The sequence below is a fragment of the Lacimicrobium alkaliphilum genome (assembly GCF_002591895.1).
GTDB lineage: Bacteria > Pseudomonadota > Gammaproteobacteria > Enterobacterales > Alteromonadaceae > Lacimicrobium > Lacimicrobium alkaliphilum.
This window is the reverse complement of sequence record NZ_NISX01000008.1, coordinates 104,262-128,933: the sequence shown is the minus strand read 5'-3', so window position 1 is coordinate 128,933 and position 24,672 is coordinate 104,262. Positions and strand designations below refer to the sequence as shown.

General features: G+C 51.8%; 24 protein-coding genes. 16 read left to right on the top strand and 8 right to left on the bottom strand.

The window, feature by feature from the left end; genetic code table 11:
• Positions 1-29: 29 nt before the first annotated feature.
• The 3 genes from CDA54_RS09630 to CDA54_RS09620 are packed head-to-tail and all read left to right on the top strand — an operon-like array spanning position 30 to position 4,841.
• Positions 30-1,520 (top strand): sodium:solute symporter family protein, encoded by a 1,491-nt coding sequence (locus CDA54_RS09630; RefSeq protein ID WP_099034789.1) that lies wholly within the window; start codon positions 30-32, stop codon positions 1,518-1,520.
• The gene (locus tag CDA54_RS09625; RefSeq protein WP_099034788.1) at positions 1,520-2,452 is read left to right on the top strand and encodes a sugar kinase; all 933 of its coding nucleotides are present in this window, start codon (positions 1,520-1,522) and stop codon (positions 2,450-2,452) included. Before CDA54_RS09630 ends, CDA54_RS09625 begins: the two co-directional genes overlap by 1 nt.
• 1 nt (position 2,453) lies before the next feature.
• Positions 2,454-4,841, top strand: coding sequence for a family 20 glycosylhydrolase (locus CDA54_RS09620; RefSeq protein WP_099034787.1), 2,388 nt, complete (start codon positions 2,454-2,456; stop codon positions 4,839-4,841).
• On the opposite strand, the gene CDA54_RS09615 is transcribed toward CDA54_RS09620, so the two are convergent.
• On the bottom strand, positions 4,835-5,824 hold the full coding sequence (locus CDA54_RS09615) for a catalase family peroxidase (RefSeq protein WP_099034786.1): 990 nt from the start codon (positions 5,822-5,824) through the stop codon (positions 4,835-4,837). The two genes, CDA54_RS09620 and CDA54_RS09615, sit on opposite strands and share 7 nt — an antisense overlap.
• 387 nt (positions 5,825-6,211) lie before the next feature.
• Between CDA54_RS09615 and CDA54_RS09610 the strand changes: the two genes are divergently transcribed.
• The 5 genes from CDA54_RS09610 (at position 6,212) to CDA54_RS09590 (ending at position 10,861) form a co-directional block, all read left to right on the top strand.
• Positions 6,212-6,742: a phosphate-starvation-inducible PsiE family protein gene (locus CDA54_RS09610; RefSeq protein ID WP_099034785.1), complete on the top strand. Its 531-nt coding sequence runs from the start codon at positions 6,212-6,214 to the stop codon at positions 6,740-6,742.
• Positions 6,743-7,063: 321 nt separating this feature from the next.
• Positions 7,064-7,462, top strand: coding sequence for a BlaI/MecI/CopY family transcriptional regulator (locus CDA54_RS09605; RefSeq protein WP_099034784.1), 399 nt, complete (start codon positions 7,064-7,066; stop codon positions 7,460-7,462).
• The gene (locus tag CDA54_RS09600) at positions 7,459-8,853 is read left to right on the top strand and encodes a M23/M56 family metallopeptidase (RefSeq protein ID WP_099034783.1); all 1,395 of its coding nucleotides are present in this window, start codon (positions 7,459-7,461) and stop codon (positions 8,851-8,853) included. Before CDA54_RS09605 ends, CDA54_RS09600 begins: the two co-directional genes overlap by 4 nt.
• Before the next feature lies 1 nt (position 8,854).
• Positions 8,855-10,159: a M23 family metallopeptidase gene (locus tag CDA54_RS09595; protein WP_180237179.1), complete on the top strand. Its 1,305-nt coding sequence runs from the start codon at positions 8,855-8,857 to the stop codon at positions 10,157-10,159.
• Positions 10,160-10,186: 27 nt separating this feature from the next.
• A complete protein-coding gene (locus tag CDA54_RS09590) occupies positions 10,187-10,861 on the top strand; it encodes an alpha/beta hydrolase (RefSeq protein ID WP_099034781.1) in 675 nt (224 codons plus the stop codon).
• Between the two features lie 49 nt (positions 10,862-10,910).
• Here CDA54_RS09590 and CDA54_RS09585 read toward each other — a convergent pair whose 3' ends face one another.
• From CDA54_RS09585 to CDA54_RS09575, 3 genes are all read right to left on the bottom strand, one after another.
• Positions 10,911-11,429 carry a GNAT family N-acetyltransferase gene (locus CDA54_RS09585; protein ID WP_180237178.1) on the bottom strand — a complete coding sequence of 173 codons (519 nt, stop codon included), beginning with the start codon at positions 11,427-11,429 and terminating at the stop codon, positions 10,911-10,913.
• Positions 11,430-11,524: 95 nt separating this feature from the next.
• Positions 11,525-12,196 carry a DUF4097 family beta strand repeat-containing protein gene (locus CDA54_RS09580; protein ID WP_099034779.1) on the bottom strand — a complete coding sequence of 224 codons (672 nt, stop codon included), beginning with the start codon at positions 12,194-12,196 and terminating at the stop codon, positions 11,525-11,527.
• Positions 12,197-12,503: 307 nt separating this feature from the next.
• The gene (locus CDA54_RS09575; protein WP_099034778.1) at positions 12,504-13,064 is read right to left on the bottom strand and encodes a phosphoribosyltransferase; all 561 of its coding nucleotides are present in this window, start codon (positions 13,062-13,064) and stop codon (positions 12,504-12,506) included.
• Positions 13,065-13,243: 179 nt separating this feature from the next.
• On the opposite strand from CDA54_RS09575, the gene CDA54_RS09570 reads away from it, so the two are divergent.
• Complete coding sequence (locus CDA54_RS09570) at positions 13,244-13,987, top strand: creatininase family protein (protein ID WP_099034842.1); 744 nt, start codon at positions 13,244-13,246, stop codon at positions 13,985-13,987.
• Between the two features lie 52 nt (positions 13,988-14,039).
• Positions 14,040-14,555 carry a gamma-glutamylcyclotransferase family protein gene (locus CDA54_RS09565; protein WP_099034777.1) on the top strand — a complete coding sequence of 172 codons (516 nt, stop codon included), beginning with the start codon at positions 14,040-14,042 and terminating at the stop codon, positions 14,553-14,555.
• A 24-nt stretch (positions 14,556-14,579) separates the two neighbouring features.
• On the opposite strand, the gene CDA54_RS09560 is transcribed toward CDA54_RS09565, so the two are convergent.
• Together CDA54_RS09560 and CDA54_RS09555 are read right to left on the bottom strand one after the other, a co-directional pair.
• A complete protein-coding gene (locus CDA54_RS09560; RefSeq protein WP_099034776.1) occupies positions 14,580-15,548 on the bottom strand; it encodes a magnesium transporter CorA family protein in 969 nt (322 codons plus the stop codon).
• Between the two features lie 287 nt (positions 15,549-15,835).
• Positions 15,836-17,212, bottom strand: a complete 1,377-nt coding sequence (locus CDA54_RS09555; protein WP_099034775.1) for a dicarboxylate/amino acid:cation symporter — start codon at positions 17,210-17,212, stop codon at positions 15,836-15,838.
• Between the two features lie 569 nt (positions 17,213-17,781).
• On the opposite strand from CDA54_RS09555, the gene CDA54_RS09550 reads away from it, so the two are divergent.
• The 6 genes from CDA54_RS09550 to CDA54_RS09525 all read left to right on the top strand — a co-directional run bounded on the left by CDA54_RS09550 (position 17,782) and on the right by CDA54_RS09525 (position 23,201).
• Entirely contained in the window at positions 17,782-18,372 is a 591-nt protein-coding gene (locus CDA54_RS09550) for a gamma-glutamylcyclotransferase (RefSeq protein ID WP_099034774.1), read from the top strand.
• 176 nt (positions 18,373-18,548) lie between these two features.
• A complete protein-coding gene (locus tag CDA54_RS09545; RefSeq protein WP_099034773.1) occupies positions 18,549-18,929 on the top strand; it encodes a helix-turn-helix transcriptional regulator in 381 nt (126 codons plus the stop codon).
• A 3-nt stretch (positions 18,930-18,932) separates the two neighbouring features.
• A complete protein-coding gene (locus CDA54_RS09540) occupies positions 18,933-20,234 on the top strand; it encodes a type II toxin-antitoxin system HipA family toxin (RefSeq protein ID WP_099034772.1) in 1,302 nt (433 codons plus the stop codon).
• 650 nt (positions 20,235-20,884) lie between these two features.
• Positions 20,885-21,184 (top strand): hypothetical protein, encoded by a 300-nt coding sequence (locus tag CDA54_RS09535; RefSeq protein WP_099034771.1) that lies wholly within the window; start codon positions 20,885-20,887, stop codon positions 21,182-21,184.
• Between the two features lie 23 nt (positions 21,185-21,207).
• Positions 21,208-21,723, top strand: coding sequence for a hypothetical protein (locus CDA54_RS09530; RefSeq protein WP_099034770.1), 516 nt, complete (start codon positions 21,208-21,210; stop codon positions 21,721-21,723).
• A gap of 590 nt (positions 21,724-22,313) precedes the next feature.
• Complete coding sequence (locus tag CDA54_RS09525) at positions 22,314-23,201, top strand: DUF3800 domain-containing protein (protein ID WP_099034769.1); 888 nt, start codon at positions 22,314-22,316, stop codon at positions 23,199-23,201.
• 763 nt (positions 23,202-23,964) lie between these two features.
• On the opposite strand, the gene CDA54_RS09520 is transcribed toward CDA54_RS09525, so the two are convergent.
• Both CDA54_RS09520 and CDA54_RS09515 read right to left on the bottom strand, forming a co-directional pair.
• Complete coding sequence (locus tag CDA54_RS09520; RefSeq protein ID WP_099034768.1) at positions 23,965-24,264, bottom strand: type II toxin-antitoxin system RelE/ParE family toxin; 300 nt, start codon at positions 24,262-24,264, stop codon at positions 23,965-23,967.
• Positions 24,265-24,534 (bottom strand): type II toxin-antitoxin system Phd/YefM family antitoxin, encoded by a 270-nt coding sequence (locus CDA54_RS09515; protein ID WP_099034767.1) that lies wholly within the window; start codon positions 24,532-24,534, stop codon positions 24,265-24,267.
• Positions 24,535-24,672 lie beyond the last annotated feature (138 nt).

Sequence of the window (24,672 nt, the reverse complement as noted above, 5' to 3'; positions counted from 1 at the left end):
ACTAAACCAACAGACGCAAAGAGGAACCTATGCATTACAGCTTTATTATCGCCTTCGTGGTGTATATGTTGGCCATGATCGGCCTCGGCTGGTTTGTCTCCAGGCGCAATAAAGGCGGCGAAGACTTCCTGCTGGGTGGGCGCTCTTTGCCTTTGCTGCTGACCATGGGAACCACCGTTGCCACCATGGTGGGTACCGGCTCCTCTATGGGGGCAGTGGGTTTTGCCTATGATAACGGCTGGGGTGGAACCCTTTATGGACTGGGTGGTGCAGTGGGTATCCTGCTGCTGGCCTGGATTTTCGCACCCATGCGTAAGCTGCGTTTTATGACCATGAGTGAGGAGATTTCTTACTATGTGGGCGCCAATGTGCTGATTAAAAACCTGATTGCCGTGATTATCTTTGTTGCCTGTATTGGCTGGCTTGGCGCTCATATTATCGGCGGTGGAATGTACCTGGCCTGGCTGACCGGCATGGATATTCAGTGGGCGAAGGTTTTGCTTGCCGCCAGTTTCACCATTTATGTGGTGATTGGCGGGTATACCGCGGTGGTCTGGACCGATTCCATTCAGGCCCTGTTGTTATTTACCGGGTTTATCCTGATGGCCATCTTCTCGGTGATGGCCGTTGGCGGCTGGGACGCTATGCTTGCTGCACAACCGGCTGAAAATGTCAGTTGGCTGGCGCTGGATAAACTCGGACTGTTACCGGCCATATCATTATCTGTGGCCATTCTGGTGGGCATATTAGCCACCCCGTCTTTTCGCCAGCGAATTTATTCCGGCAGCAACGTGACCTCTATTCGTCGCTCCTTCGTGCTCTGTGGCCTGTTATATCTGGGCTTTTCCATTATCCCGGCGATCATCGGCATGACCGCTTTCGCCAGTGGCGGCGATCTGGAAAATGCCTCTTTTGCTTTCCCGCATATGGCACTGAACGTATTACCTCTGGGACTGGGACTGCTGATCATCATTGCCGGTATCTCTGCCACACTCTCCAGCGCCAGCTCTGATGCCATTGCCGCGGTCAGCGTGGTATTGAGGGATCTCCACTCGATGGCGACAGGCCGCATGCCTGAAGCGAAAAATGTGGTGTGGCTGTCCCGTGCAGCGCTGATTATCACCATTGGCATTGCCCTGGGTTTTGCCCTCACCTCTAATGACATCATTACTTATATTACCGGAATGATATCGATTCTGATGTCGGGCCTTTGTGTTTGCGGGCTGCTCGGCCGCTTCTGGCAACGATACAACTGGCAGGGCGCACTGGCCACTCTGGTTGCCGGTACAGTTACAGCAACTGTGGTCAGCCTCAGCCCGGAGTGGACGGCCCTGTTTGGTAACCCGGTGATCCCCTCGTTACTTATCGCCGCAATCAGCGGCGTACTGGTGACCTTGCTGACACCGGCCTGCACTGTAACCCCTGAACAGGCACTGGAACGGCTCTCTGAAGAGCGGGGCAGGATGGAACATCAGGCGCCTGCGGTTGTATTGTCAGCCAAACCTGAGCGGAGCAGCTAATGAAACGCATACTGTTTTTTGGTGAGTGCATGCTTGAGGAGTCCGGCCGCGGAAAAAGCTTTGGTGGCGACACCCTGAACACGGCGGTGTACCTGTCCAGGTTGCTTGGTGGTGCGGATATCAGTGTGGGTTACGCGACGGCTATGGGCATGGATAACGACAGTGACTACCTGCTCAGCCAATGGCAAACCGAAGGGCTGGATACCAGCCTGGTCAGGCGGATACCCGACAAGTTGCCAGGCCGTTATCGGATTTATACCAATGCAAACGGCGAACGCCGGTTTGAATACTGGCGTGACGACAGCGCGGCCCGATATTACTTTGATGTCGACCCGACTCCGATGGAACAGGCGCTGGCAAATAAGCGATGGGACTATCTGTATCTGAGCGGTATCAGCCTGGCGATCTTAGCCGATGAGCACAAACACCGGTTGCTGGCATTGGTCAGGGCGTTTCGTCAGCAGGGGGGCAGGCTGATCTTTGACAACAACTACCGCCCACAACTCTGGCACAGCAGTGATGTGCGGTATTGGTACAGCCAGATTATGCATCAAGCCGATCTGGCTCTGCTCACTGATGAAGATGAAACGGCCATATACGGGGAACAACAGCTCGCTCAGATCATGGAGCGATGCCTGGCGCACAGGATCCCGGAGCTGGTGATAAAACGGGGTGGCAGTAAAGCACTGGTGCTGGATAAAGGAGGTATCCACGAAATCCCGGCGGAGCGTGTTGAGGATGTGGTGGATACCAGCGCAGCCGGTGATGCATTTGCAGCGGGCTTTTTATCTCTGTGGTTGCAGGATGCGCCGGGCAGCCAGGCTGCAGAGGCCGGACACCGGCTGGCGGCGAGAGTAATTCAACACCATGGAGCCATTATTGAAGCAGATCACATGCAGGATCTGACTCAGCCATTAATCGCGGAGAGCTGATATGCGTATCGTCACAATCTTGTTTATGTTAATTGCCCTTGGTGGGGTCAGCCCGGCAAAAGCGGTCTCACCCGACGTTGAGCTGATGCCTTACCCGTCGCAGATTAGCTTTGATGAGGGGGATTTCAGCTTACAGGGCAACATTAATCTGAGCCTGGAAAATATTTCAGCGCACAGAAGCAGGTATATTTTGGAACAGCTGGAAAATACGCTGCAACATTACCCGGCGGTTAACCTCGATAATGCGCAAAGCAGCCAGAGAATGATCCGGTTACACTCTGAAAAAAGAGCTGAGCATCTTGTCCCACAACTGAATCAGGCTGAAGACTATCGTCTGGTGATCGCCGCGCAGGAAATCCAGCTGACTGCTGCTAATGAGCTGGGAGTGTTGCGTGGTTTGCAGACCTTGCTGCAACTTATTTATGTTTACGGCGATACGCTGCCTGCTATGACGATAGAAGATAGCCCCCGGTTTCCCTGGCGGGGCTTATTGATTGACAGCGTTCGCCACTTTATTCCCCTTGACGATATCAAACGGCAAATTGAAGGAATGGCTGCCGCCAAGCTCAATGTGTTGCACTGGCATTTGACCGATGATCAGGGCTGGCGGGTTGAATCCCCGGGCTATCCTAAACTGCATGAGCTGGCATCCGACGGCCAGTACTACCGGCGTGAGCAAATTAAAGATGTGGTCGAATTTGCCGCAATAAGGGGGATTCGCGTCGTTCCGGAGCTTGATCTGCCTGGTCATGCTTCCGCCATCGCGGTGGCCTACCCTGAACTGATCAGCTTGCCGGGCCCTTACCAGATGCAACGGCACTGGGGGGTATTTGAGCCATTATTAGACCCCTCCAACCCTGAGGTGTACGTGTTTATCCGTACCCTGGTGGGTGAATTTGCAGAACTCTTCCCTGACCCCTTCCTGCATATTGGCGGTGATGAGGTTAACCCGTCCCAGTGGCAACAAAGCGAGGATGTTCAGGCTTATATGCAGGAACATAATTTACCTGACAGTCATGCGTTACATACCCATTTTAATCGCAACCTGCAGCAGATACTGAGCGGGTTTGATAAACGTATGATGGGATGGGATGAGATCTTTCACCCTGATTTGCCCAAAGATATTCTGGTGCAGTCCTGGCGTGGACTGGATTCATTAACCGAGATTGCCAACAGCGGTTATCAGGGCTTGCTGTCTACCGGCTTTTATATTGATCAGCCACAGCCCACAGCATACCACTACCGCAATGATCCCACGAAACAGGCCCGTCCGTTGCCATCCGCTGAAGGGAAGTGGCAACGCTGGCAATTTACCATGCCACGCTTAAAAGGCAGTGACGTCACCGGTGAGTTTACCCTGACCGAATCTGATTCGGGATTACAGGGCAGCATTCGTCTTAATAACCAATCACTTCGCGCACTCAGACTGGCAGAGCGGGACGCCGGGCTGACCCGTTTTGAACTGGACAGCTGGATGGGGCCCACCCGTTTCGAGTTGTATCTGAATGACCCACAAGAACTTAAAGGCCGGGTGCTGATTGGTAACACACCCTATGGGATCAGTGGCCGTCAGATAGCAACAGGTGAGAGTAAGCCACCGGCTGAATCTGAAACCTCCCCGGTATTGAACAGCGAGGCCCGGAACAACATTCTCGGCGGTGAAGCCACTATCTGGGCCGAACTGGTTGTGCCTCACAATCTCGACCTCAGGCTGTGGCCGCGCTTGTTTGCCATTGCTGAACGTTTGTGGTCAGAGCCGACGGTTCAGGATCAACAGTTTATGTATCGCCGGCTTAAACGTATGGGCGAATACGCGCATGCCAGAGTGGGGTTGCTGCACCGCCGGCAACAACAGACTGGTTTTGAATCTCTGGTTGCAGAGAAGGAAGACATTCGCCCGCTACAGGTTTTCAGTGAGGCAGTGGAACAAGCGCAGTATTACACCCGCCATCACCTCAAATATCAGGCAGGTAACTATCATCAACAGGAAAGGCTGGACAGGTTTGTGGATTTCCTGCCTGCGGAAAGTCTGGCGTTGGTGGACCTCAGTCAGGCTATTCAGAAACTGCCTGAAGATGAAACTGCCATGGCTGAGATTAACGCTATCCTGAAGCGCTGGCAGCAAAATTTGCCAGCCCTCAAAGCACTGATGGCAACATCACCGGCGCTGGAAACACTGCAGCCAGTGGCCGATGATCTGGGCGTATTACTCGGTCTTTCAGAGCAGATACGCAAGCAATGCCATCAGGCAGGGCTGCGCACTGAGGCTGCAAAAATACGCCAGCGACTCTGGTCACTGGCTGAAGTGCGCCCTCAGGAAGTTGTGCTTTCCTCGTCTCTGGCTATCGAGTCGCTGTTGGATTATTGCGTGGGTCCGATGACTCACTGACCACTGAGCCGCTTGCCAAAGGATATGGCATAGGCGGCTGAGCGCATTCTCAGCACCGGATCATCACTTGGTGAAAAGCCTGCCGAGAGCACATTGGGGTCAAAGTTTATCGGGGTGCATTGTTCTCCTCCGGCGCTGGCCAGCTTAACAGTGCCCAGCCTGACCTGCTCTCTGTCTTCGGGCCACTGCACTGAAGGATCGATATTGGTGTCTTCAGGCTCACCAATGGTGGCCATCAGACTATAGCTGACGGTACTTTCAGCCAGTTGTTGTTTTATTGTCTCAGCAAGAAAGCCGTTATCTTTTGCCTGAGCCTGTTCTTCTGTGAGAGTTTTCACGCCAAGATCCGGCACCAGATGCCAGCGAAATTTGGTCGGTGTTTCGTCCTCGAGTGCATAGAAAAACGTATGCAACCCGTAAAAGTCTGTATTGGCATACGACGCCGGCGTTTTGGCTGCTTGTTGCCAGGCCAGATTGGCTTTCACGCTGGGATTTTCCTCTGCATACTGCATCGTTTTCTGTGGGTCCCGGTTCCCCTGCTCATCCGGCAAAAAGGTCGACAACAGCCCAAAAAAGGTCTGTGGATCTTTACCCGCGAAGACCGGGAAATTGTTCCCCGTAAAAATATGCCGGCTCCCCCCTGGCAGGGTAATTTGCATGGCCATTCCCCGGGTGCTGGGTGCCCGCTCATCGGCGCCGGGATTGCCGCCACCTACGGAAAAACGCATCACCACAGGGAGTTCCTCGCCGGACAACAATGGGGCTGAAGGAAACTGCGCATTTTGCTCTGGTATAAAGGTTCCGGTGGCACAGAGCCCCCGGGCATGAGCTTTGCGAATACCGGGCTGTTTACCCGAGAGTTTTTCAAACAGGTTAATAAAGTCATTGGCCTGTACCGGCTTATCGGCAGCCTGAAGGGGCGCAGATAATGCCAGTAATACACTGGCGGCGATGCCCCCGCTCACAGAACAGATTACATTCATTGTTATTTTCCTTGCTGGTGGCTTATTAAGTCGAAAGAGACCGCGGCCTGAAGCGTTTTATTGCAAACTTATTTCCGGCAACTGAGTGCTGCGGTGTGATTCCGCCGATACCGGGTCTGCATCTTTAGTAATGCATAGCACAATAATAGGATCACCTGCCGCTTATGTTGTTATTAACCCCGGCTTAATCTGACTGGCTGGTGGTGCGACTCTCCACGGGGCTGCGGCTTTGCATTGTCACAAGAGGGGCGACGAGTCACTTTGTCTCACTCTGAGGCAGTATTTCGCTATTGCTAATGGTCCAAGGATAAAAGGTAGCGTATATATATTTATGGATTTATAGCGATGTTGGTTTCTAATACGGGAACGCATCGACAGGGTTAATTGATGGAGAATACAGTGGCAGAGCAAAAGTCAGCAGAACAACCTTCTCATTTGCTAAAAGGTGAACCAAAAAATGAGTTGCATCAGGAACTGCCGATCGATTTTCCGGATCCCTTTTTCCGTGGTTTGCATCATGTGATCCGTTTCGCCATAAGGGTTCTGGCGGTGCTGATGGTGGCCGTGATCCTCTGGGGCGTGGGGGATGTGGTGTACATTATTTATGAGCGACTGATCACCCCACCGATTCTGCTGCTGGATATTAACGATATCTTTTATACTTTCGGTGGCTTTATGGCGGTGCTGATCGCGGTTGAGATCTTTATCAATATCAGGTTGTACCTGGGCACCAATATTTTTCCGGTGCAACTGGTGGTGGCGACCGCACTGATGGCCATTGCCCGGAAAGTGATTGTACTGGATTTTGAAGAGATTACTCCCCTGTACCTGCTCGGCATTGCCGCTACCACCCTGGCACTGGGAATAACCTACTGGTTGTTAAGAAAAAGCGGGTCGTCAGATCACGCTGACCACTGACCGCTGTCACCCGGTCTTGTATCGGTGCCATCCCGGATTGTGCTTCGCTGCATCCGGGCAGACTGGATTGTGGCGTGATCCATACTCTCCGGTCATTCCGGCATGTTGTTGGCCGGAATCCAGTGCCCCTGCAGCTTAAGTGTTTAAGGGCGCTGGATGCCCGACAACTGCATCCGGGCATGACCGTTTGCCGTTCCCGCGGTGTAGCCTGCAAGGAGCTGAATATACAACCTGCGACTTGTGTCGCACAAATACTGATGTTATTGTGTGACATCTGTCGCACTAGCTGCAGGGTGCGAAATGTTAATGACAGGAATGGTTATGGTTAAACATCATCCAACGGCACCGGAGCTTGAAGTACTGAAGTTGCTCTGGAATACACAGCCGCGTACCGGCAAGGAAATCCATAAAGTGCTGACCGCGCTGTATGGCTGGAGCTATTCTTCGACCCGCAAAACCCTTGAGCGTATGAGCGCTAAACATTTTGTACGAACCACCACACTGGGTAATAAAAATCTTTATTATGCAGAGCTTGAAAAAATGCCGACACTGGCCGCTTTTGCCAGTGATTTTGCCCGCCGTATACTGGAAATCGATACACCGCTGCCGGTGAATTTCTTTTCCGATAGCCACCTGATTAATAAAGACGAACTGGCAGAGCTCGAAGCGCTGTTGCAGGAGGCTCCGGCACACAGCCTGAACAAAGGGGATACAGCATGACTAGCAGTATTTTAGTTATTCTGTTTGTCTGGATCCTGCTGTGTGGTTTGTTCACACAGGTGGCGGGCTGTCTTGCCAGAAAATGGCAGCTTACCCCCGGTTTTTGGGTATGGGTGCTGCTGGTTCCATCGATCATATTGTTGCCCATACCGAATGTTCTGATCCACAAGCTGGAGTTTGTCAGTACCGCTCATTATACGGCATTGGAGCCAGTAGCCTGGATGGCAGGCCACATTGCCGGGCCGGTGCAGACGTCCTCAACCCTACCCTGGGCTCAGCTTGCACTGACACTGATTATGCTGGTAAGCCTGCTCAGGCTGGGGCGATTGCTGCAACAGTACCGCTCCGTCTGCCGGTTAGCCCGCCAGAGTGTCTATTATCCGCAAGCGCTCAGGAAAAAGGTCATTCCACGCAATGTTCAATGCCGGCTGTTACCGGCCGAAGCGCCGCCTGTCAGTGCCTTTGTGGCGGGCCTTTATCGCCCTGTTATTGTGTTGCCCCGTGATGTTTTACAACTTTCACAACAGCAACAACAGATCATCATTGAGCATGAGCTGAATCATATTCGTTTTGGTGATCACTGGTGGCTGATGGGGTGGCATTGTCTTTGTGCGGTCGCCTGGTTTAATCCGTTTTTGTCCAGGCTCAGCGCGCACTTTACCCACGCGGTGGAGATGCGTTGTGACGGGGCTACCATCAGGCAGGGCGGCTTTTCTCATCACGCCTATGCACAAGCCTTAATTGCCAGTCTCAAACAGTCTGCCGGTGCAGCGCCGTCTTCCCATGATGCGCTCATGCAGCTTAGCTTTACCGGGCATGGCATTGATCTGGCCGGTTACAAGCAACGTGTCCGGGTGGCCCTGGGAACCGGGCCTGCAATCTTAAGCTGGCAACGACACCTGCCGGTATTTGTATTAATTCTGGCATGTCTGGCGCTGGCTAAGTCTACGTACACCTGGGCATTGGCAAGTGCCCCGGGTAACTGGATAATGCCGGTTGCTGAACCGGTGGTCAGCTCGGTGTTTGGTCATGTGGCGACGTTCCGCCATAACCGAGTTCATCAGGGAGTCGACTTTAAGGGCCCGGTAGGAACAGCGGTTCAAGCCAGTGCGGCCGGGCAGGTGATGATTGCCGATGATATATCGCTGAATCCCAGCTACGGCAAAGTGGTGTTGGTGCGCCATGGTGATGGATGGCAGACATTATATGCCCACCTCGACAGCATTGATGTGCAGGCGGGAGAACAGATAAAACAAGGTCAGGCGGTGGGTACGATGGGAGCTACCGGAAAAGTGACCGGGCCGCACCTTCACTTTGAATTGCTGGAGAATGGCCACAGACATGATCCAATGGCGTACCTTATTGATGCCCAAAACGCGCAGGAGCAGTAAAATGATATCACTTTCTCAACGGCACATCGTCGCGCTGGTACTGGTGACCGCTGCTATGCTGATGGTGATAATCAGTTCAAACAATGCCAGCGAGTCTGACGTGGCCGTATTATCACCTTCACCGGTACCCATTGATAATAGCCTGTTGGGTGATAGTCTCCGGGTTTACGGTCCGCAACAGCCGGACACCTATAAAGCGGTAGCAGAAACACAGCAGCAGCCCAGGGGGCAAATAGCGACACTGCAGCCGGGGCAGAATCTTACCCGGCTGTTGGGCAAGCAGGGTATTTCGGCGCATCGGGTCGCATTATTAGCCATGGCCGCCGAGTCATGGCTGGATCTGGGAAAGCTTAAAACAGGCGTTAACATTGAAGTGTCGCATCCGACGTCAGACGGGCACCGTGTGCGTCTGGCCCGCGAATACGGTGAGGTGGTGGAAGCAACCTACGCCAATAACGCCTGGTCGGTCAGAATCGTTCAAGTGCCTACCTGGCAACAGACGCAAGAGCAGGGGCTGACCATCAGCAATAGCCTTTATCAGGATGCCGCACAGAACAATATTCCGGTTGATGTAATCAACAGCGCCATCCTGGCACTGTCACACTTTGTCGACTTTCAGCGGCAGGTGCAAAAAGATGATGTGCTGGAAGTACGCTTTGAGCGTACCCGGGTGCATCAGGACCAGGCCTTGTTTGCACATTTGCCGAATCCGCTGTCGCTCAAGTACCTGCGCTTTACCAACGCCGGTGAAGACTACCGTTTGATCCGCTTTAACGACGCGTTTTATTTTCCGGATAGCCGGCTGGCGCAAAGTTTTCTGCTGAAGACACCGCTGAATGGGGCGCGCTTATCATCTCATTTTGGCAACCGACATCATCCCGTACTTGGCTACGACCGCCTGCACAAAGGCATTGATTTCAGCGCGCCTGTGGGTACCCCTATTCTGGCGGCGGGTCGCGGTGTGGTAAAACGCGCCAGTCGTTATGGCAGTTTCGGTAAGGCGGTGGTTATCGACCATGGGGATGGCTATGAAACCCTGTACGCCCACCTTAAAGGTTTTGCCGGCAATCTCAGCCAGGGTGATTCGGTTAAACAAGGCGATATTATTGGCTATCTGGGCAATACCGGCCTGTCTGCCGGGCGCCATTTACACTACGAAGTGCACCGCCATGGCCGGGCGCTTAACCCGTTGAAGCTTAAAGCCCCCGCCGGCATCAGTTTGCAGGGTGAGGCCTTAGCCCGGTTTCAACACCAGCTTGCGCAGCTGACCAATACCAATAGCCAGCTCACCAGCCTGGCACCGTAACGAAAAATCTGTTTTTGGGGAATATTGATGCGACGTTTGTTTCCGGTGATCTTAACCGCCCTGTTTTTTTCCACGGGCCCGTCGGGCGAGATTTATGAGGCGTTCCCCGATAACGTCAGTCCCGACGACAAATATCTGTTTTATTCACACGGTTATATTGTTGAAGGGGATAATCCCAGGCCGGTCGAAACCAGGTTTGGATGGGGCGTGTATGATTTCCCGGCGATCAAAACAGCCCTTGCCAGTGAGGATTATCATCTGATTGCCTATCACCGGCCTGAGAATACGGACCCGTTCGATTATGCTCAGGAACTGAACCTGCAGGTGAGGCAACTGGTGGATGCCGGGGTGCCTGCGGCCCATATCACTATTATGGGATTTTCCAGAGGCGCGTTTATTACCGGCGTAGCCTCCGGAAAACTTGCTGATCTGAATATAAACACTGTGATTCTGGCGGGTTGTGGTGGCTTAGGTTCAGCCAAATATTCTGATATCCGGGTCTATGGCCACGTATTGTCCGTATACGAAAAATCGGATCGGGCGGGCAGCTGTAAAAAACTCAGAGAAAACAGTACCCAACTAACATCCTTTACCGAAATCGAGATCAATACCGGGCTGGATCACGGTGCGTTTTATCAACCGCTAACCGATTGGCTTGGGCCGACCAGACAATGGATTAACACAAAAATGAATATTCAGTAGTCTGCCAGTAGTGAATCACATGCCGGCTTTTCCCTGAAAAGCTGATTATTCAGCCAGGGGCCGGATTATCCCGTTGATATAAATGCAAAAGCTGTTCATCCGGTTTCTGACGGTAGTCACCCTTAAAGGCAAAGCCGACACGCCTGAGCAGTTTAACCGAACCCTGGTTATCCGGCTGGCAGAAGGCCAGTATCGTCTTGTGGCCGTCTTTATCAGCTTGTTGCAGTATTGCTTCGGCTGCTTCTGTAGCCATACCGGTTCCTCTGGCTGATGGCAGAAAGGCAAAGCCCAGATCCGGGTGTGGCAGGTTGTCGCGCTGTAATAAGCCGCAAAGACCAATTGCCTGTTCAGTGTCTTTGAGCCCTACCCGCAACATGCAGAATCCATGCTGTTGATACATTGCCAATGGTCCCTGCTGAATATAGCCGATGGCCTCTTCAATATTGCTGACCCCACGATCGCCGATGTATTTCAGAAAATCCGGATCATTAAGCAGTTCGAGAATAAACGCGGCGTCATTGTCATCGAGTAAGCGAAGGCTAAGACGGGGGGTGGTAATTGGCAACATGTCACTCTCCAAAAAAAGACCGGCCATGGGCCGGTCAACGGGTCTCAGAGAAGTATATTAAGTGAATATCACATCTTGCATAGTCTGTTGAGCTGTTATTTATCACTGAAGCGACGAACGACCTTGTGACTCAGTGCGCTGTTTTCCAGCTTCAGGTCAACCGGGCGTTCAAGCACAATCTCACCATCAATCTGCACATTCGCGCCAATTGTCAGGGTAGGCTCATTGTCTGAATTCCACTTTATCCAGCTTTTATCACGGTTACGTCTGATGGTGACATCACCCTGAATATGGGTATCACCCAGCAATTCCACATCGCCGTTATGGGTTTCTACATTGCCGCCGACTCTGGTATCTACCAGGCGCAGGTCACCGTTAATGTTTTCAATGTTGTCACCGATATCGGCTCCTGTTTCGAGCAGAATCTCGCCATTCACAGTTTCCAGGCTTCTTTCCACATGCAGGTTCTGGCCGGCTTCAATGCTGCCGTTAACGGTTTCAGCAGAGCGGATGGAGACGTTATCAGCCAGTTCGATACTGCCATTTACTGTGCTCAGGTTGCGCGCGCTGCTGTTGCTTTCCATTTCAATGCTGCCATTGACCATCGACAGGTTTTTAGCACTGTGCCCGGACTCAATGTCGATACCACCAAATACGCCGTCAACATTACCGCCACCTTCGCCGGCACCGACATGCACGATACAACCGGTAAGCAATACCGACATCAGGGCCGTGGCAGAGATAATAGAAAATACGCTGTGTTTCATGGTTGTTCCTTTCTAATGTTATTTTTACAATTCTCACAGTACTCAGCAATTCCTTTGCCAATAGTTTAAGGATTTGATTTGTAAGGGTATTTCTATTTGTTGGTGAGGGTTGGCATTGCTAATGCCACCAACAGTTGGCGAAATTCACCAATCTGGATAACGTTTTGGCAGGTTTACCCGGATGCAGCCTGCAAGGAGCGCAGCGGACGTGTCCAGCCACCTTGACCCCCTCTCGGTGAGTAAATGACACAGTCGCACATTCAACGGCTGCTGGATTGCAGGGATGTGGAATGGGGTTGCTGTTCAATCAGAACAGCAAATCCATAACTTCGGTAAGGTCGGTTTTGCTGGCGCGAATTTCTTCTTCGCTGAGATCGGCAATCTCATGGGGGAATACCAGCCATTCATCACTGGTACGCACATAGTAATCAGGCTTGATATCCACTTTGGAGTTCTGGGGTTTGTACCAGGGGCAGGCAATACGGATATCATTCGGGGTGTTCAGCCGTGACAGCTTCTGAATCTGTTTGATCAGCGCATCGACACTGCGACCCGAATCAAACACATCGTCCACGATCAGCAGTTTATCGTTGGCGTTGGCGTTTTCGATCAGGTAGTGCAGACCATGTACCTTAATCTCTTTAGACTGCTTGTTCACACCGTAGTAAGAGGAGGTACGCACGGAAATATGGTCTGTAGTAACCTTTTTAAAATCAAAAAACTCCTGCACAGAAATGCCCACAGGGGCACCACCACGCCAGATGCCGACGATATAATCAGGGCGAAAACCGTCGTTATACACATCAGAGGCAAGACGGAATGAATCCCTGAGCAGTTCTGCAGAACTGATAAAACGCTTGTCAGACATGAATTTGATATCTCAGTAATGGTATAAAGATGTAGTATTTTAACACAGAGCAAATGACGGGTTCATTGGGAATTTAACGCCCCTTATGCAAGGTGCGCTCTGAACCCCTGATGTGCTGTGTATTAAGGTACTGGCATATCAACAGTAACCAGCGTCTGGAAAACCCACGGGAGAGCAACATGTTATTAGCGCAATCAAGCTGGATGGAAGTGGAAGATTACCTTAAGCATTCAGACAGTATTGTGATACCCATTGGATCGATTGAGCAACACGGGCCCAACGGGTTACTGGGTACCGATGCCATTTGCCCAGAGGTGATAGCCCATAAGGCGGCCACACTCACGCAAATGCTGGTAGGCCCGACCTTTTCAGTGGGCTGCGCGCAGCATCATCTGGCGTTTGCCGGCACCATTACACTGCGCCCTTCTACCATGATCGCCAGTATACTCGACTGGACCGCATCACTGCAGCGCCACGGTTTTGAACGTATTTACTGGCTCAATGGTCACGGCGGCAATGTGGCTACGGTGAATGCGGCGTTTGCTGAAAGCTATGCACAACGAAGTTTTTCCGGCGAACAGCAGGCAACAGAATTGTTGCATAAACTGCAGAACTGGTGGCAGTTTGAGTCTGTGGCAACGCTGTGCAAACAGCTTTACCCGGTGGGGGATGGCCAGCATGCCACCGCATCAGAAGTGTCGGTGACCTATGCCGCTTACCCCGAAGCACAAAAGCAGGTCACGATGGAGCCAAAAATCGCGCCGACCGGCACCATTACGCATGCCGATGATTACCGCCGTCAGTTTCCTGATGGGCGTATTGGCTCTGATCCGTCTCAGTCTTCAGAACAAGATGGCAAGCAGATTATTCAGACGGCTGCCGAAGCCGTAGCCGCAGATTTTGAGCGCTTTGCCAAAAGCTGAGCTATATTGCACTAGGTTCAACTTACCCTTTGTTTATTAAGGAGAAACACTAATGCAGGATGATGCCGGAAAATGCCTATATTTTGCATATGGCTCGAATATGTCGTGGCAGCGCGTTGGTGCGCGTATTTCGCCGATTCAAAGGGTAGGTGTGGCCCAGCTGTATGGCTTCGCCCTGAAATTTCACAAAGTTGGCAAGGATGGTTCTGCAAAATGTAATGCCTGGTGTACCGGTGAAGAGAGAGATACCCTCTGGGGCGTGTTGTATGAACTCAGTGCTGACCAGCTGGAGACGCTGGATCAGTTAGAAGGTACAGGCCAGGGATATCAGCGGCGCACCGTTGCGGTATATTACGAGCAACAGCGGATAGAAACGCAGATTTATGTGGCCACCGAGATTGATGATGATCTGCAGCCGTTCGACTGGTATCTGGAACATGTGTTGTCTGGTGCGCGGCAGAATAACCTGCCGGCGGAACACCAGAACCTGATCGTGCAGACCCCCATTATTGAAGATTCTGACAGAGCGCGCTTCGCCCGTGAGATGTCGATTTACGATAACCTCTGAGTTAAACGCCGGGTAAAGCCGGCGCTACAGCCAGCCATTGCGTTTAAACAGCCATACCAGTGCCGTTGCCATGACTCCCATCACACCAAGCAACACATAATAGGCATACCTGAAAGCCAGCTCCGGCATATGTTCAAAGTTCATCCCGTAGATACCGGCCAGAAAGGTCAGTGGCACAAAAATCGCCGTGATCACCGTCAGGATCCGCATGGTGTTATTCAGCTGATGGGATGACAACGAAATGTAGCCCTCAACCAGGTCACCGCTGATGTCATAATACATCTGCGCCAGGCTGTGCAGGCGCTCGAACCGCTCGTAGAGATCATTGATGGCGTGCAATATTTCCGGGTTTTCCCGGGGCAGCAGGCGATAATCATAGCCGCTCAGCTCATGGGTGATCGACAGGTGATAATTAAACACCCGGCGCAGCTTCACCAGTTGCGATTTGTATACCGTCAGCGTTTTCATCTGGGTATCGGTGGGGCGGCTGAGTAACTCGTCTTCGAGATCGCTGAGCTGGTTTTCAAACGCCAGCAGGCTCTCAAGATAAAAGCCCGATGAAGTATGCATGGTTTTAAGGGCCCATTCGCCGATGGTTTTCTGATGCAGGTAGGCGGTTTGCTGGCTCCACATCTGATCGATACTTTTGGCACTGCCTGCATGCAGGCTTACCAGCATGCGCTCAAACAGAAAAAACACAATCTGCCGGGGCTCATAATTCAGGTGCTCATCCAGGCTGGCCATGCCGCGATAGATAATCAGCGTATGTTGCCCGAACTCTTCCACCTTGGGCGGGTGGCGTTCACGTAAGGCGTCATTGATGGCCAGCGGGTGGCATTGCAGTTGTTCCAGAAACTGGCGCTGTTGCTCCGGTGGCTCGCCCTGCAAATCAATCCAGATGCGGCTGTGACGATCTTTCTTCCAGCTTTCCAGCAGCTCGGCTCCGCCCTCTTCAAGGTTTTCGCCCTGTTTAAACAAACGCGCTCTGATCATACTCCGCTCCATCTTCCGGTAATTCCAGACAGCTTATCGGTAAAGCAAAAAAGCCGCCAGTGGCATATACCCGGATTGGGGCGTGAGCCATACTCGCCCTTCATTCGGGCATGACCATTTGCCGTTGGTGGGGCGTAGCCTGCAAGGAGCGCAGCGGACGTGTCCAGCACCTTTGACTCCTCTCGGTGAGGAAATGCGACAGTGATAGATTCAAAGGTTGCTGGATTGCGGGAACATCACCGGGTTGCCTCAGCACAACCGGTGCTCAGTAAGTTTTTATATCGGTTTCAGACAGACTCCCCGTTTTGTGTGGAGGGTGATGAGTCTTCCGGGGGAGCCGGCAGGCGACTCTTATTGGCGGTAAAATATTGCACCGTGGTACAGGAAACCACATCGCCGAGCACATTGACGGAGGTACGGCACATGTCCAGAATCCGGTCTACGCCCAGAATCAGGGCGATACCGGCCGCCGGGATCCCAACGCCCTCCAGCACCATACTCAGAATAATAATACCGGCGCCCGGCGTGGCGGGTGAGCCGATTGAGGCGGCCACCGCCATGGTCACGATAAACAGGTAACTGGCCAGGCTCAGGTCAACGCCAAATACCTGAGCCAGAAACACCGTGGCCACGCCCTGATACAAGGCCGTGCCGGTCATATTGATGGTGGCGCCGAGAGGGATCAGAAAACGGGCGATATCGGCATGGATCCCGAGTTTGTTTTCAGTCACATCCAGGCTGATGGGCATCACCGCTGCCGAACTGCTGGTGGAAAAGGCCAGCAGCAATAGTTCGCGGATATGGCCAATAAACACACGGATGGGGCCCGGCCAGGTGAATTTGGCCACCAGCAGGTACAGCGTCGCGAGGATCACAATGCCCAGCAATACGGTGAGCACATAAACCAGCATGCCGCCCAGTACTTCAATCCCCAGATTCGCCACCAGTTTGGTGATCAGGCCGAACACAGCCAACGGGGCCAGCACCATGGCCCAGGAAACAATGCGCAGACTCACTTCCTGCAATGCGCCAAGTAGCTCAAACAGTGGCTTAGACTGTTGTGCAGGGATCGATAACAGCGCTGCCCCTAACACGGCGGCAAACAAAATCACCTGCAGCATTTCTCCCGAGGCCATCGAGGCCAGCGGATTTTTAGGGATAAGCCCCGAAACTTTATTCGGCAGTTCTGCCATTTCCGGAAAGCCTTTGGCCACGGCACTGGTCAGCGGGGCGGCCTGAGTATCGGCGAGGATCCCCGCATCAATATAAGAGCCGGGCTGAATATTTAGTGCCAGTGTGATCCCCAGCGCGGCGGCCACGGCGGTAGAGCCGACAATAAATAGCAGGGCAATCAGGCCGTTCTTCTTTAACGCATCAGGATTGTTATTGGCGGCCAGCCCACGCACCACCGAGGCCAGCACCAGTGGCACCACAATCATCTGAATAATAGCCAGAAATAACTGGCCAGGCAGCGCCAGCCAGGCGGTAATGTTTTTCACGGCACCCACGGATACCCAGCGCAGATCGGGGCCGAGCAGAATGCCGCAGATGACACCAAGAAATAACGCAATCAGCACCTTAAGCCAGAGGCGCCCCTGAATAAATTTGTCGAATTGTGCGGTAAGCTTCACCACAGGTTGCAGAAAAAGAGGCAGACTCAGCATAGTAACCCTTGTGAACACATTGACTGCTAATCAGTCTACAACACAGACGGCAAATTCACTGTGAACATTGATGGTTGTTTGATCTGGGCCAGGTTTGTTGCTGTCGGCTCTGTTTCTCTTTGTCATGCCCGAATGTTGTAGTCGGGCATCCAGCGCTTTTTTGCCTGCGTTGTTTAAGGGCACTGGGTTCCCGCCAACAGCATGCGGGAACGATGGATGAATGTGGTCTTGGAGTGTCATTTCCGTTTCTCTTTGTCATCTCCGCGAAGGCGGAGATCCAGAGCCTTTTTTAGCCCTGTGTTCCAATTACTGAACGGCAAAAAATGCCGCCAGCATATTCCCGGATTCCGCTTCGCTGCATCCGGACTACATTGCCGCGTAGCCTGCAAGGAGCGCAGCGGACGTGCCCAGCACCTTTGACTCCTCTCGGTGAGGAAAAGCGACAGTGATAGATTAAAAGGTTGCTGGATTGTGAGAACACCGCAGGTTTATGGTAATCATGCATCAGAGGATGGTACCGTTAGGCTAATAAAAGCCCCTGAACAACGGCTGACCTGGCCCGGGAGAATATGTCGCACAACACCATCGCCCTGAACAAACAACGCCAGCCGCTGGATCACCTCGAATCCGTATGGTTGTTTGGGTATGGCTCACTTATCTACAAAGCAGATTTTCCGTATCTGCAGCGCAGGCCGGCCTTTATCCGCGGCTGGCAACGGCGTTTCTGGCAGGGTTCACATGATCATCGCGGCACGCCGGAGGCGCCGGGGCGGGTAGCCACCTTAATCGAAAAACCGGGTGCGCGTTGTGCCGGAATGGCCTATAAAGTGACGCCGGATACCTTTGACCACCTCGATCATCGTGAGAAAAACGGTTATTTACGGGTACTTACCCAACTGCAATGGTTAGATGAGCCCGGCGAAACCGAGGGCCTGGTGTATATGGCCAGCTCTGATAATGACGCCTGGCTGGGTCCGGCCAGTGAAGCCGACATCGCCGCTCATATTGCCCGCAGTGAAGGCCCCAGCGGGCCAAACAGTGAATACTTACTTAAACTGGCCGAGGCACTGCGTGAGCTGGACGAACAGGATGAGCACGTGTTTGCTGTTGAACAGGCGCTACTTGAACTGCCTGGTCACAAAGGTGCGGCCAGTACATAGCCAGCCCTGCCTTGTTCATCAATCCATTTGATAAGTAAATAAATACCCTTTTACAGGTTTTGTGGTTATTAAAGGTAATGTATTACCCATTTAAACCAGAGCTTGTCGTTATGTTGTAAGAGTACTATATTACCCATAGAGGCCATAAAGTTGCGATAATAGGTAGTAAAGTACTCATGACGAAGATCACCCGAAGCCTGTCAGATACAGCGGTTATCGAAGAGCTCTATAACCGGCTGGAAGAGCGCAGAAAACAGCAGGGCATCAAACAAGCCGACATGGCTGAACGTGTGGGGATTACCCCAAAATCATACCGGGCCATTAAAGAGGGTAAGTGCAAGCTTGAGGTTTTTGTGGCCCTGGTACGGCAGTTCGGGCTGGTGGAGCAGTTTGACGACCTGATACCGGAACAGCGGATCAGCCCTTTGCAGCTAGCCAGTAAGCACAGTGGTTCACGAGCGCGAACTTTGGGGGGCGTTAAAGGAGCACGGGAGAGAGCCCTGACTCAGGCAGACCTGCTGCTGAAAAGAAAGCCACTCAAAACAAAAGGCGAATAAAGCATGGTAGCAAAAGTCTGTACCGTAGAATTTGACGGGGTTCGGGTTGGAGCACTGGCCGAAGAAGACGACTCGGCCATTGTGTCTTTTGAATATACGCCGGAGTGGATCGTGAGCGGGTTCTCCCTTGACCCTAACCACCTGCCACTGCAAAAGGGGGTATTCAGTTTTCCGGGGCTGGCATTTGACACCTACAAGGGCTTGCCAGCGGTATTTGCTGACTCCCTTCCCGATGACTTTGGCAATGCATTAATTGATGCCTGGCTGGCCCGCAAGGGTTTGGATGCGGCTCAGTTCACCGCAATTGACCGGTTACTGTATACCGGTAAGCGCGGCATGGGGGCACTGGAATATCAACCCGCCGTGGAACTGGACTCTGACAACCCCTTTGAGGTGGAACTGGCCGAACTGGTGCAACTGGCCCAGAAAGTGCTGGACGACAGAGCCCATTTTGCTGCCAGCATGCAGGACGCCGATGGGCTGTTAAATCTGCTGCAAGTGGGTACATCAGCAGGGGGCGCGCGGCCCAAAGCGGTGATTGCCATCAATGAAAAACGCGATCATATTTTGTCGGGCCAGGTGCCGGCGCCAGAGGGGTATCAACATTATCTGCTTAAATTTGACGGCGTGGTTGAGCACCGTAAGGGCGTACAGACCTTTGGCGACCCCATTGGCTATGGGCTGATGGAATATGCTTACTACAGAATGGCCAAAGCTTGCGATATTGAGATGAGCCCCTGTGAAATTCTGCATGAAGGCAACCGTCGCCACTTTATGACCCGGCGTTTTGACCGTGAGCAAAATCAGAAGTATCACGTATTAACCCTGAACGGCCTCGCCCATGCTGATTATAAAAAGCCCGGCCATTTCAGCTACGAACAGTTGCTGGCTCAGGCCCGCCAGCTCAATTTAACCCAGAAAGAGCAGGTGCAGATCTTCCGGCGCATGGTGTTCAATGTGGTGAGCCGCAATCACGACGACCATACAAAAAACACCTCCTTTTATGTGGATGATAACTTCGAGTGGGCCCTGGCACCGGCCTATGACATGGCCTGGAGCTATAGGCCAGGTTCAGAATGGGTAGCCAGACATCAGATGTCGATCAATGGCAAACGGGACGGCTTTAGCCGCGATGATCTGTTAACCATCGCTAGCCTGATATCCAACTTCTCCCGTAAAAAGGCTGACAACATTATTGACCATACCATCAGCGTTATCAGCCAGTGGCCACAGATAGCCGCCGAAGAGAAGGTGCCCGGCTCTCTGATTGAAGAGATTAGCGAGTCACACCGGCTTACACTGTAAACGGAACTTGCGAACAACGAACAATTCCCGCCGAAGCTATGCAGGGGAGAATGTATTCGAATCACAGCGAACCCTGTCATGCCCGAAGTTGTTATCGGGCTTGTCCAGCACCCTCTGGTGTTGTAGGTCGAGGCTTCAGCCCGACAACTGAGCAATCAGAGCTGCCGGATAAACCCGAAAACATCTACATAGCCAGCGGGCTATTGTCGGATTAAAATCCGACCTACATCCGGCATCCCGGTAACACTCCCGTCGTTCCCGCTAGCTGTTGGCGGGAACCCCGTGCCTTTTTTCTGTATCAGCAGTCAGAAAAAGAAATTTAACCACAGAGGACACAGAGGTTTTAAGATATGGGCCCTGCATTTCTCGGTGTTCTCGGTGTTCTCTGTGGTTATTCTGGTCTTTTTTTAAGTGCGATGGGTGCCCAGCAACGTTTGAATTACCAAGGTGCTAACCAATAACGCCTTATCATCAAATGTGCTGGATGCCCGATAACAACACTCGGGCATGACGGCTAAAGGCTCGGTAGGTGCGGACTTCAGTCCGACAAAACCCCATAAAACCAAACAAAGCCAGAAAAAACGCAAACCCATGACACCCCGGGCAAAATTCAATAAGCTGGTCGAAGATTCCCCAACCGGCAGATCAACATGGATAAAAACGCCTTTATACAGCATTGCCAACAGCAGATACTTGAGGTGTACCAGCGCACCAAAGCGGGCGAACCTGATGATGCCTTTAAACACCGTACCGAAGGTTGTATTCATGCTGCACAATTGCTGGGGTTTATCAGCCAACTGCAAGCCAAAGAGATGATCGAATCGGCCCACCAACAGGTATTTGGTGAAACCGTGCAACACCGCCTGGAGCGTAAAGAAAAACTCAATGCCATCAAAAAGCAATCACCGGAAAAGTACTACGAAATACCCGCCGTAGAGCGCAAACCCTGAATAGTAAACCTTAGCTGTAACCGATGAAGCATACACAGAGTAGCGAATCCGAAAAAATCGCCCTTGAGCACGAAGCGGCCCGGCTATTTATGCGCTGGTATGAGCACAAAACCGGTGAGATTATCCGCCATATCTGGCACAACCGGCCCCGTAAACCGGATGTTTCCTGCTTTTTAAACGGCGAGCGGCTGGATCTGGAAATTGCCCATGTGTACGGCTCAGAAAAAGAGGCGATGAAGATCCTCGGGCGCGAACTGGATGAGAAAACCCGCCAGGAATTAAAGGAACTTGACCAGTACACCGACGCCCATCAGCGCCTGCTCAAATCCCTCAACCGGATTCTCGCCAATAAGTCTGTAAAACGGTATAAAACTCACCGCGTATGGCTGGTGCTGCGCAATGCACATCCGGCCTGGACAGCAGAAGAGATCCAGTCACTGCAGCACCATATCGATGTGCCGGATCAGCACCCCTTTGAGCAAATCTGGATAGTGGGCGATATGCAGGGCGAAAGCGGCATAGTACAGTTATTTCCTTAGCGGCCTGGTAGGTCGGACTTCAGTCCGACAACGCACCCCACCATCACGGTGTAGGGGTAGCCCGGCACCCTCTGGTGTTGTAGGTCGCGGCTTTAGCCCGACAATTGAGTACCCAAAGGTGCTGGATATACCTGGATGCAGCGAAGCGGACTTGTCCAGCACCTGAGAGTTAACTTAAAAAGAGGTGGCTCAGTTGAGCAATGAAAGGTCACTGGAATCCGGGAAAGCCTGCCATATCTCCCAGTCAGCATTCCGCTGCGCTCTTGTCTGTAATCGCGGCTTATCTCTGTCATCTCCCCGAAGGCCGAGATCCAGCGTCCTTGATGGATTGGTGTTTCTAATCAGCGCGTAGCCTGGATGTGACCTCATCCTCACAAAAAGCCTGTGCATAATGCCGGTAACAGTCCAAAAATATTAATAAGATTGGAAAACCGTAGTTAACTCACTACATTATCAGAATTGACCGCAGTTACAGTATTTAGGACTCAATGTCAGAGAATACTGATAAAGGAGCACAGTGAGTGGTAAGCCAGCATCCATTAAAAACGCAGACACTTAACGTATAGCGATAAAGCAAGGAAGTTATAAAGATGAGCAACACTGATAGTAAACGCGAGATTGGTACGCAACTTCCCTTATTTGAATTTGAACAAGAAAACTTAGATAAGATTCGTCAACATCAGCCAATAGGCGTTGGTGGCGACAACCAGTTTAGCAAGTTTATTGTGTATGTTGATGAGAGTGGCGATCACAGTTTGCAAAGTATTGATCCACAGTACCCTATCTTTGTGTTGGCTTTCTGTGTGTTCCATAAACGCCACTACAGTGAAGTTATTGTTCCAGCCCTGGAGAAATTTAAGTTCAACCACTTTGGGCACGATCAGATTGTTTTGCATGAGAATGAAATTCGACGCCGGACAGGTCAATTTAATATCTTCCGAAGCAGCTCACATCAGCAGACATTTATGGATCAGTTAACTGAGATCATAGAGTTCAGTAACTTTGTGCTCATCAGTGCGACTGTTGATAAACGTCCTATTGCCAAGAGTAACCCTGGTGATAATGCCTATCATATTGCTCTGGCCCTGTGTATGGAAAAATTGCATGCGTTTTTATGTGAAAAGCACCAGCATGAAAAAAAGACACATATTGTGGTTGAACGACGAGGCAGCAGAGAAGATGATGAGCTGGAACTTGAATTCCGGCGCGTATGCGATGGAAACAACTCACTTGGCATTAATCTACCATTTGAAATTCTGTTCGCTCATAAACAGGTAATGTCTTCAGGCCTGCAACTTGCTGACTTGGTCGCAAGGCCAATAGGACTAAAAACACTTCGACCAGCTCAAGATAATCGGGCTTTTGAATCACTCAGGCAAAAATTCTATTGTGAAGGTGGAAGAAATGCAGTGGGGGATGGCTATGAAAATGTTGGAATGATGATTTATCCAACCCCAAAAAGCGAAAAGCCCCAGTGAAACCACTGAGGCATTAACGCCGACCGGGATTGCCCAATCCATTTAGTAAATAGTTTCGCCGACCGATCCTCTATTGTCAACTATCGGTTGATATATGCCGGGGCTCATGTCTCTTTCTGTCATTTCAGCTCTACTTTGTCATTTCAGCTCTACTTTGTCATTTCAGCTCTACTTTGTCATCTCCGCGAAGGCGGAGATCCAGTGCCCTTGCTGCCTTGGTGTTTCTAATCAGCACGTAGCCCAGCATCCGTTGAGTTTTACAATGTACTAACCAGTAATATCCGTTTATCAACGGTGCTGGATATACCTGGATGCAGTGAAGCGGACTTGTCCAGCACCTGTGAGTTACCTTAAAAAGGGTGACTCAGGTGGGTAGTGAAAGGCTGCTGGGATCCGGGAAAGCCTGCCATATCTCCCAGTCAGCATTCCGCTGCGCCCCTCTCTGTCATCTCCGTTTCTCTCTGTCATCTCCGCGAAGGCGGAGATCCAGTGCCTTTTCACATCATAGCAATCAGGTCACTGGATTCCGGCTAATCCAGCACCTTCGATTTTTAAGGCTAGTGTTATCACCTTAGCCAACTGCTAATCAAAGGGGCTGGACAGGCGCCGGAATGACTGTGTGGATGGCGTCGGAATAAGGGTAGGGTTAGTCATGCCCGAATGCCGTTATCGGGCATGTCCAGCACCTTTGACGATATGGTGTTATTGGTTTAGCTTGTAGTCAGGAGGCAGTGAAGACTTCAGCAGCCGGTGCATGGTCTGATTATGTTTCGTTATCTGGCAATTCGAGATCTCTTTCACTCCGCCAGACCCGGATGAGCACAATCTCTGTGGCTTGCCGGAGGTAGATAACCCGAAATGGCGCGTGAATTAATTCGCGAATAGGCTCCTGATTGAATTCAGGAACAACCCGGCCAGCATCAGGGTGGCGTTGAAGCATTCCACAATGCTCCAGGATAGCAGTCACGAAATCGTTACCGATATGTGGCACATCCTGCTCTGCGTAATACTCCTGAATAGCCTTTAAGTCCTCAAGAGCGGATTGCGCGATGCGTAATTCCATTTACTTGATGCCCAGGGTTTTCCTGGCGGTCTCCAACGACAGGGTATTGTCCTCGCGAACATCCATAAGCCCCTGCGCCACAGCCTTTACAAACCGCAATTCCTCTGCGGTTCTCTCATAATCTTCAAGCCCCTGAACAACGGCGACACCGCGGCCACGGCTGGTAAGCAGGATTGGGCGATGCGTATCTTGCGTTCGACCAACCACCTTTCCAGGATTGATCTTCAGCTCTGAGAGAGGAATCACATCCTCGGAAAATTTCACTTGCATAGCGATTACCCAGTCAATGATCAGGTGCTATTAATAGCACCAGTTAACAGGTGCGGTCAAGAAGCGCAACAACGCGCCGGAATAAGGGTGGGATTAGTCATACCAAAATGCCGTTATCAGTTGTAGGGGCGAATTTAT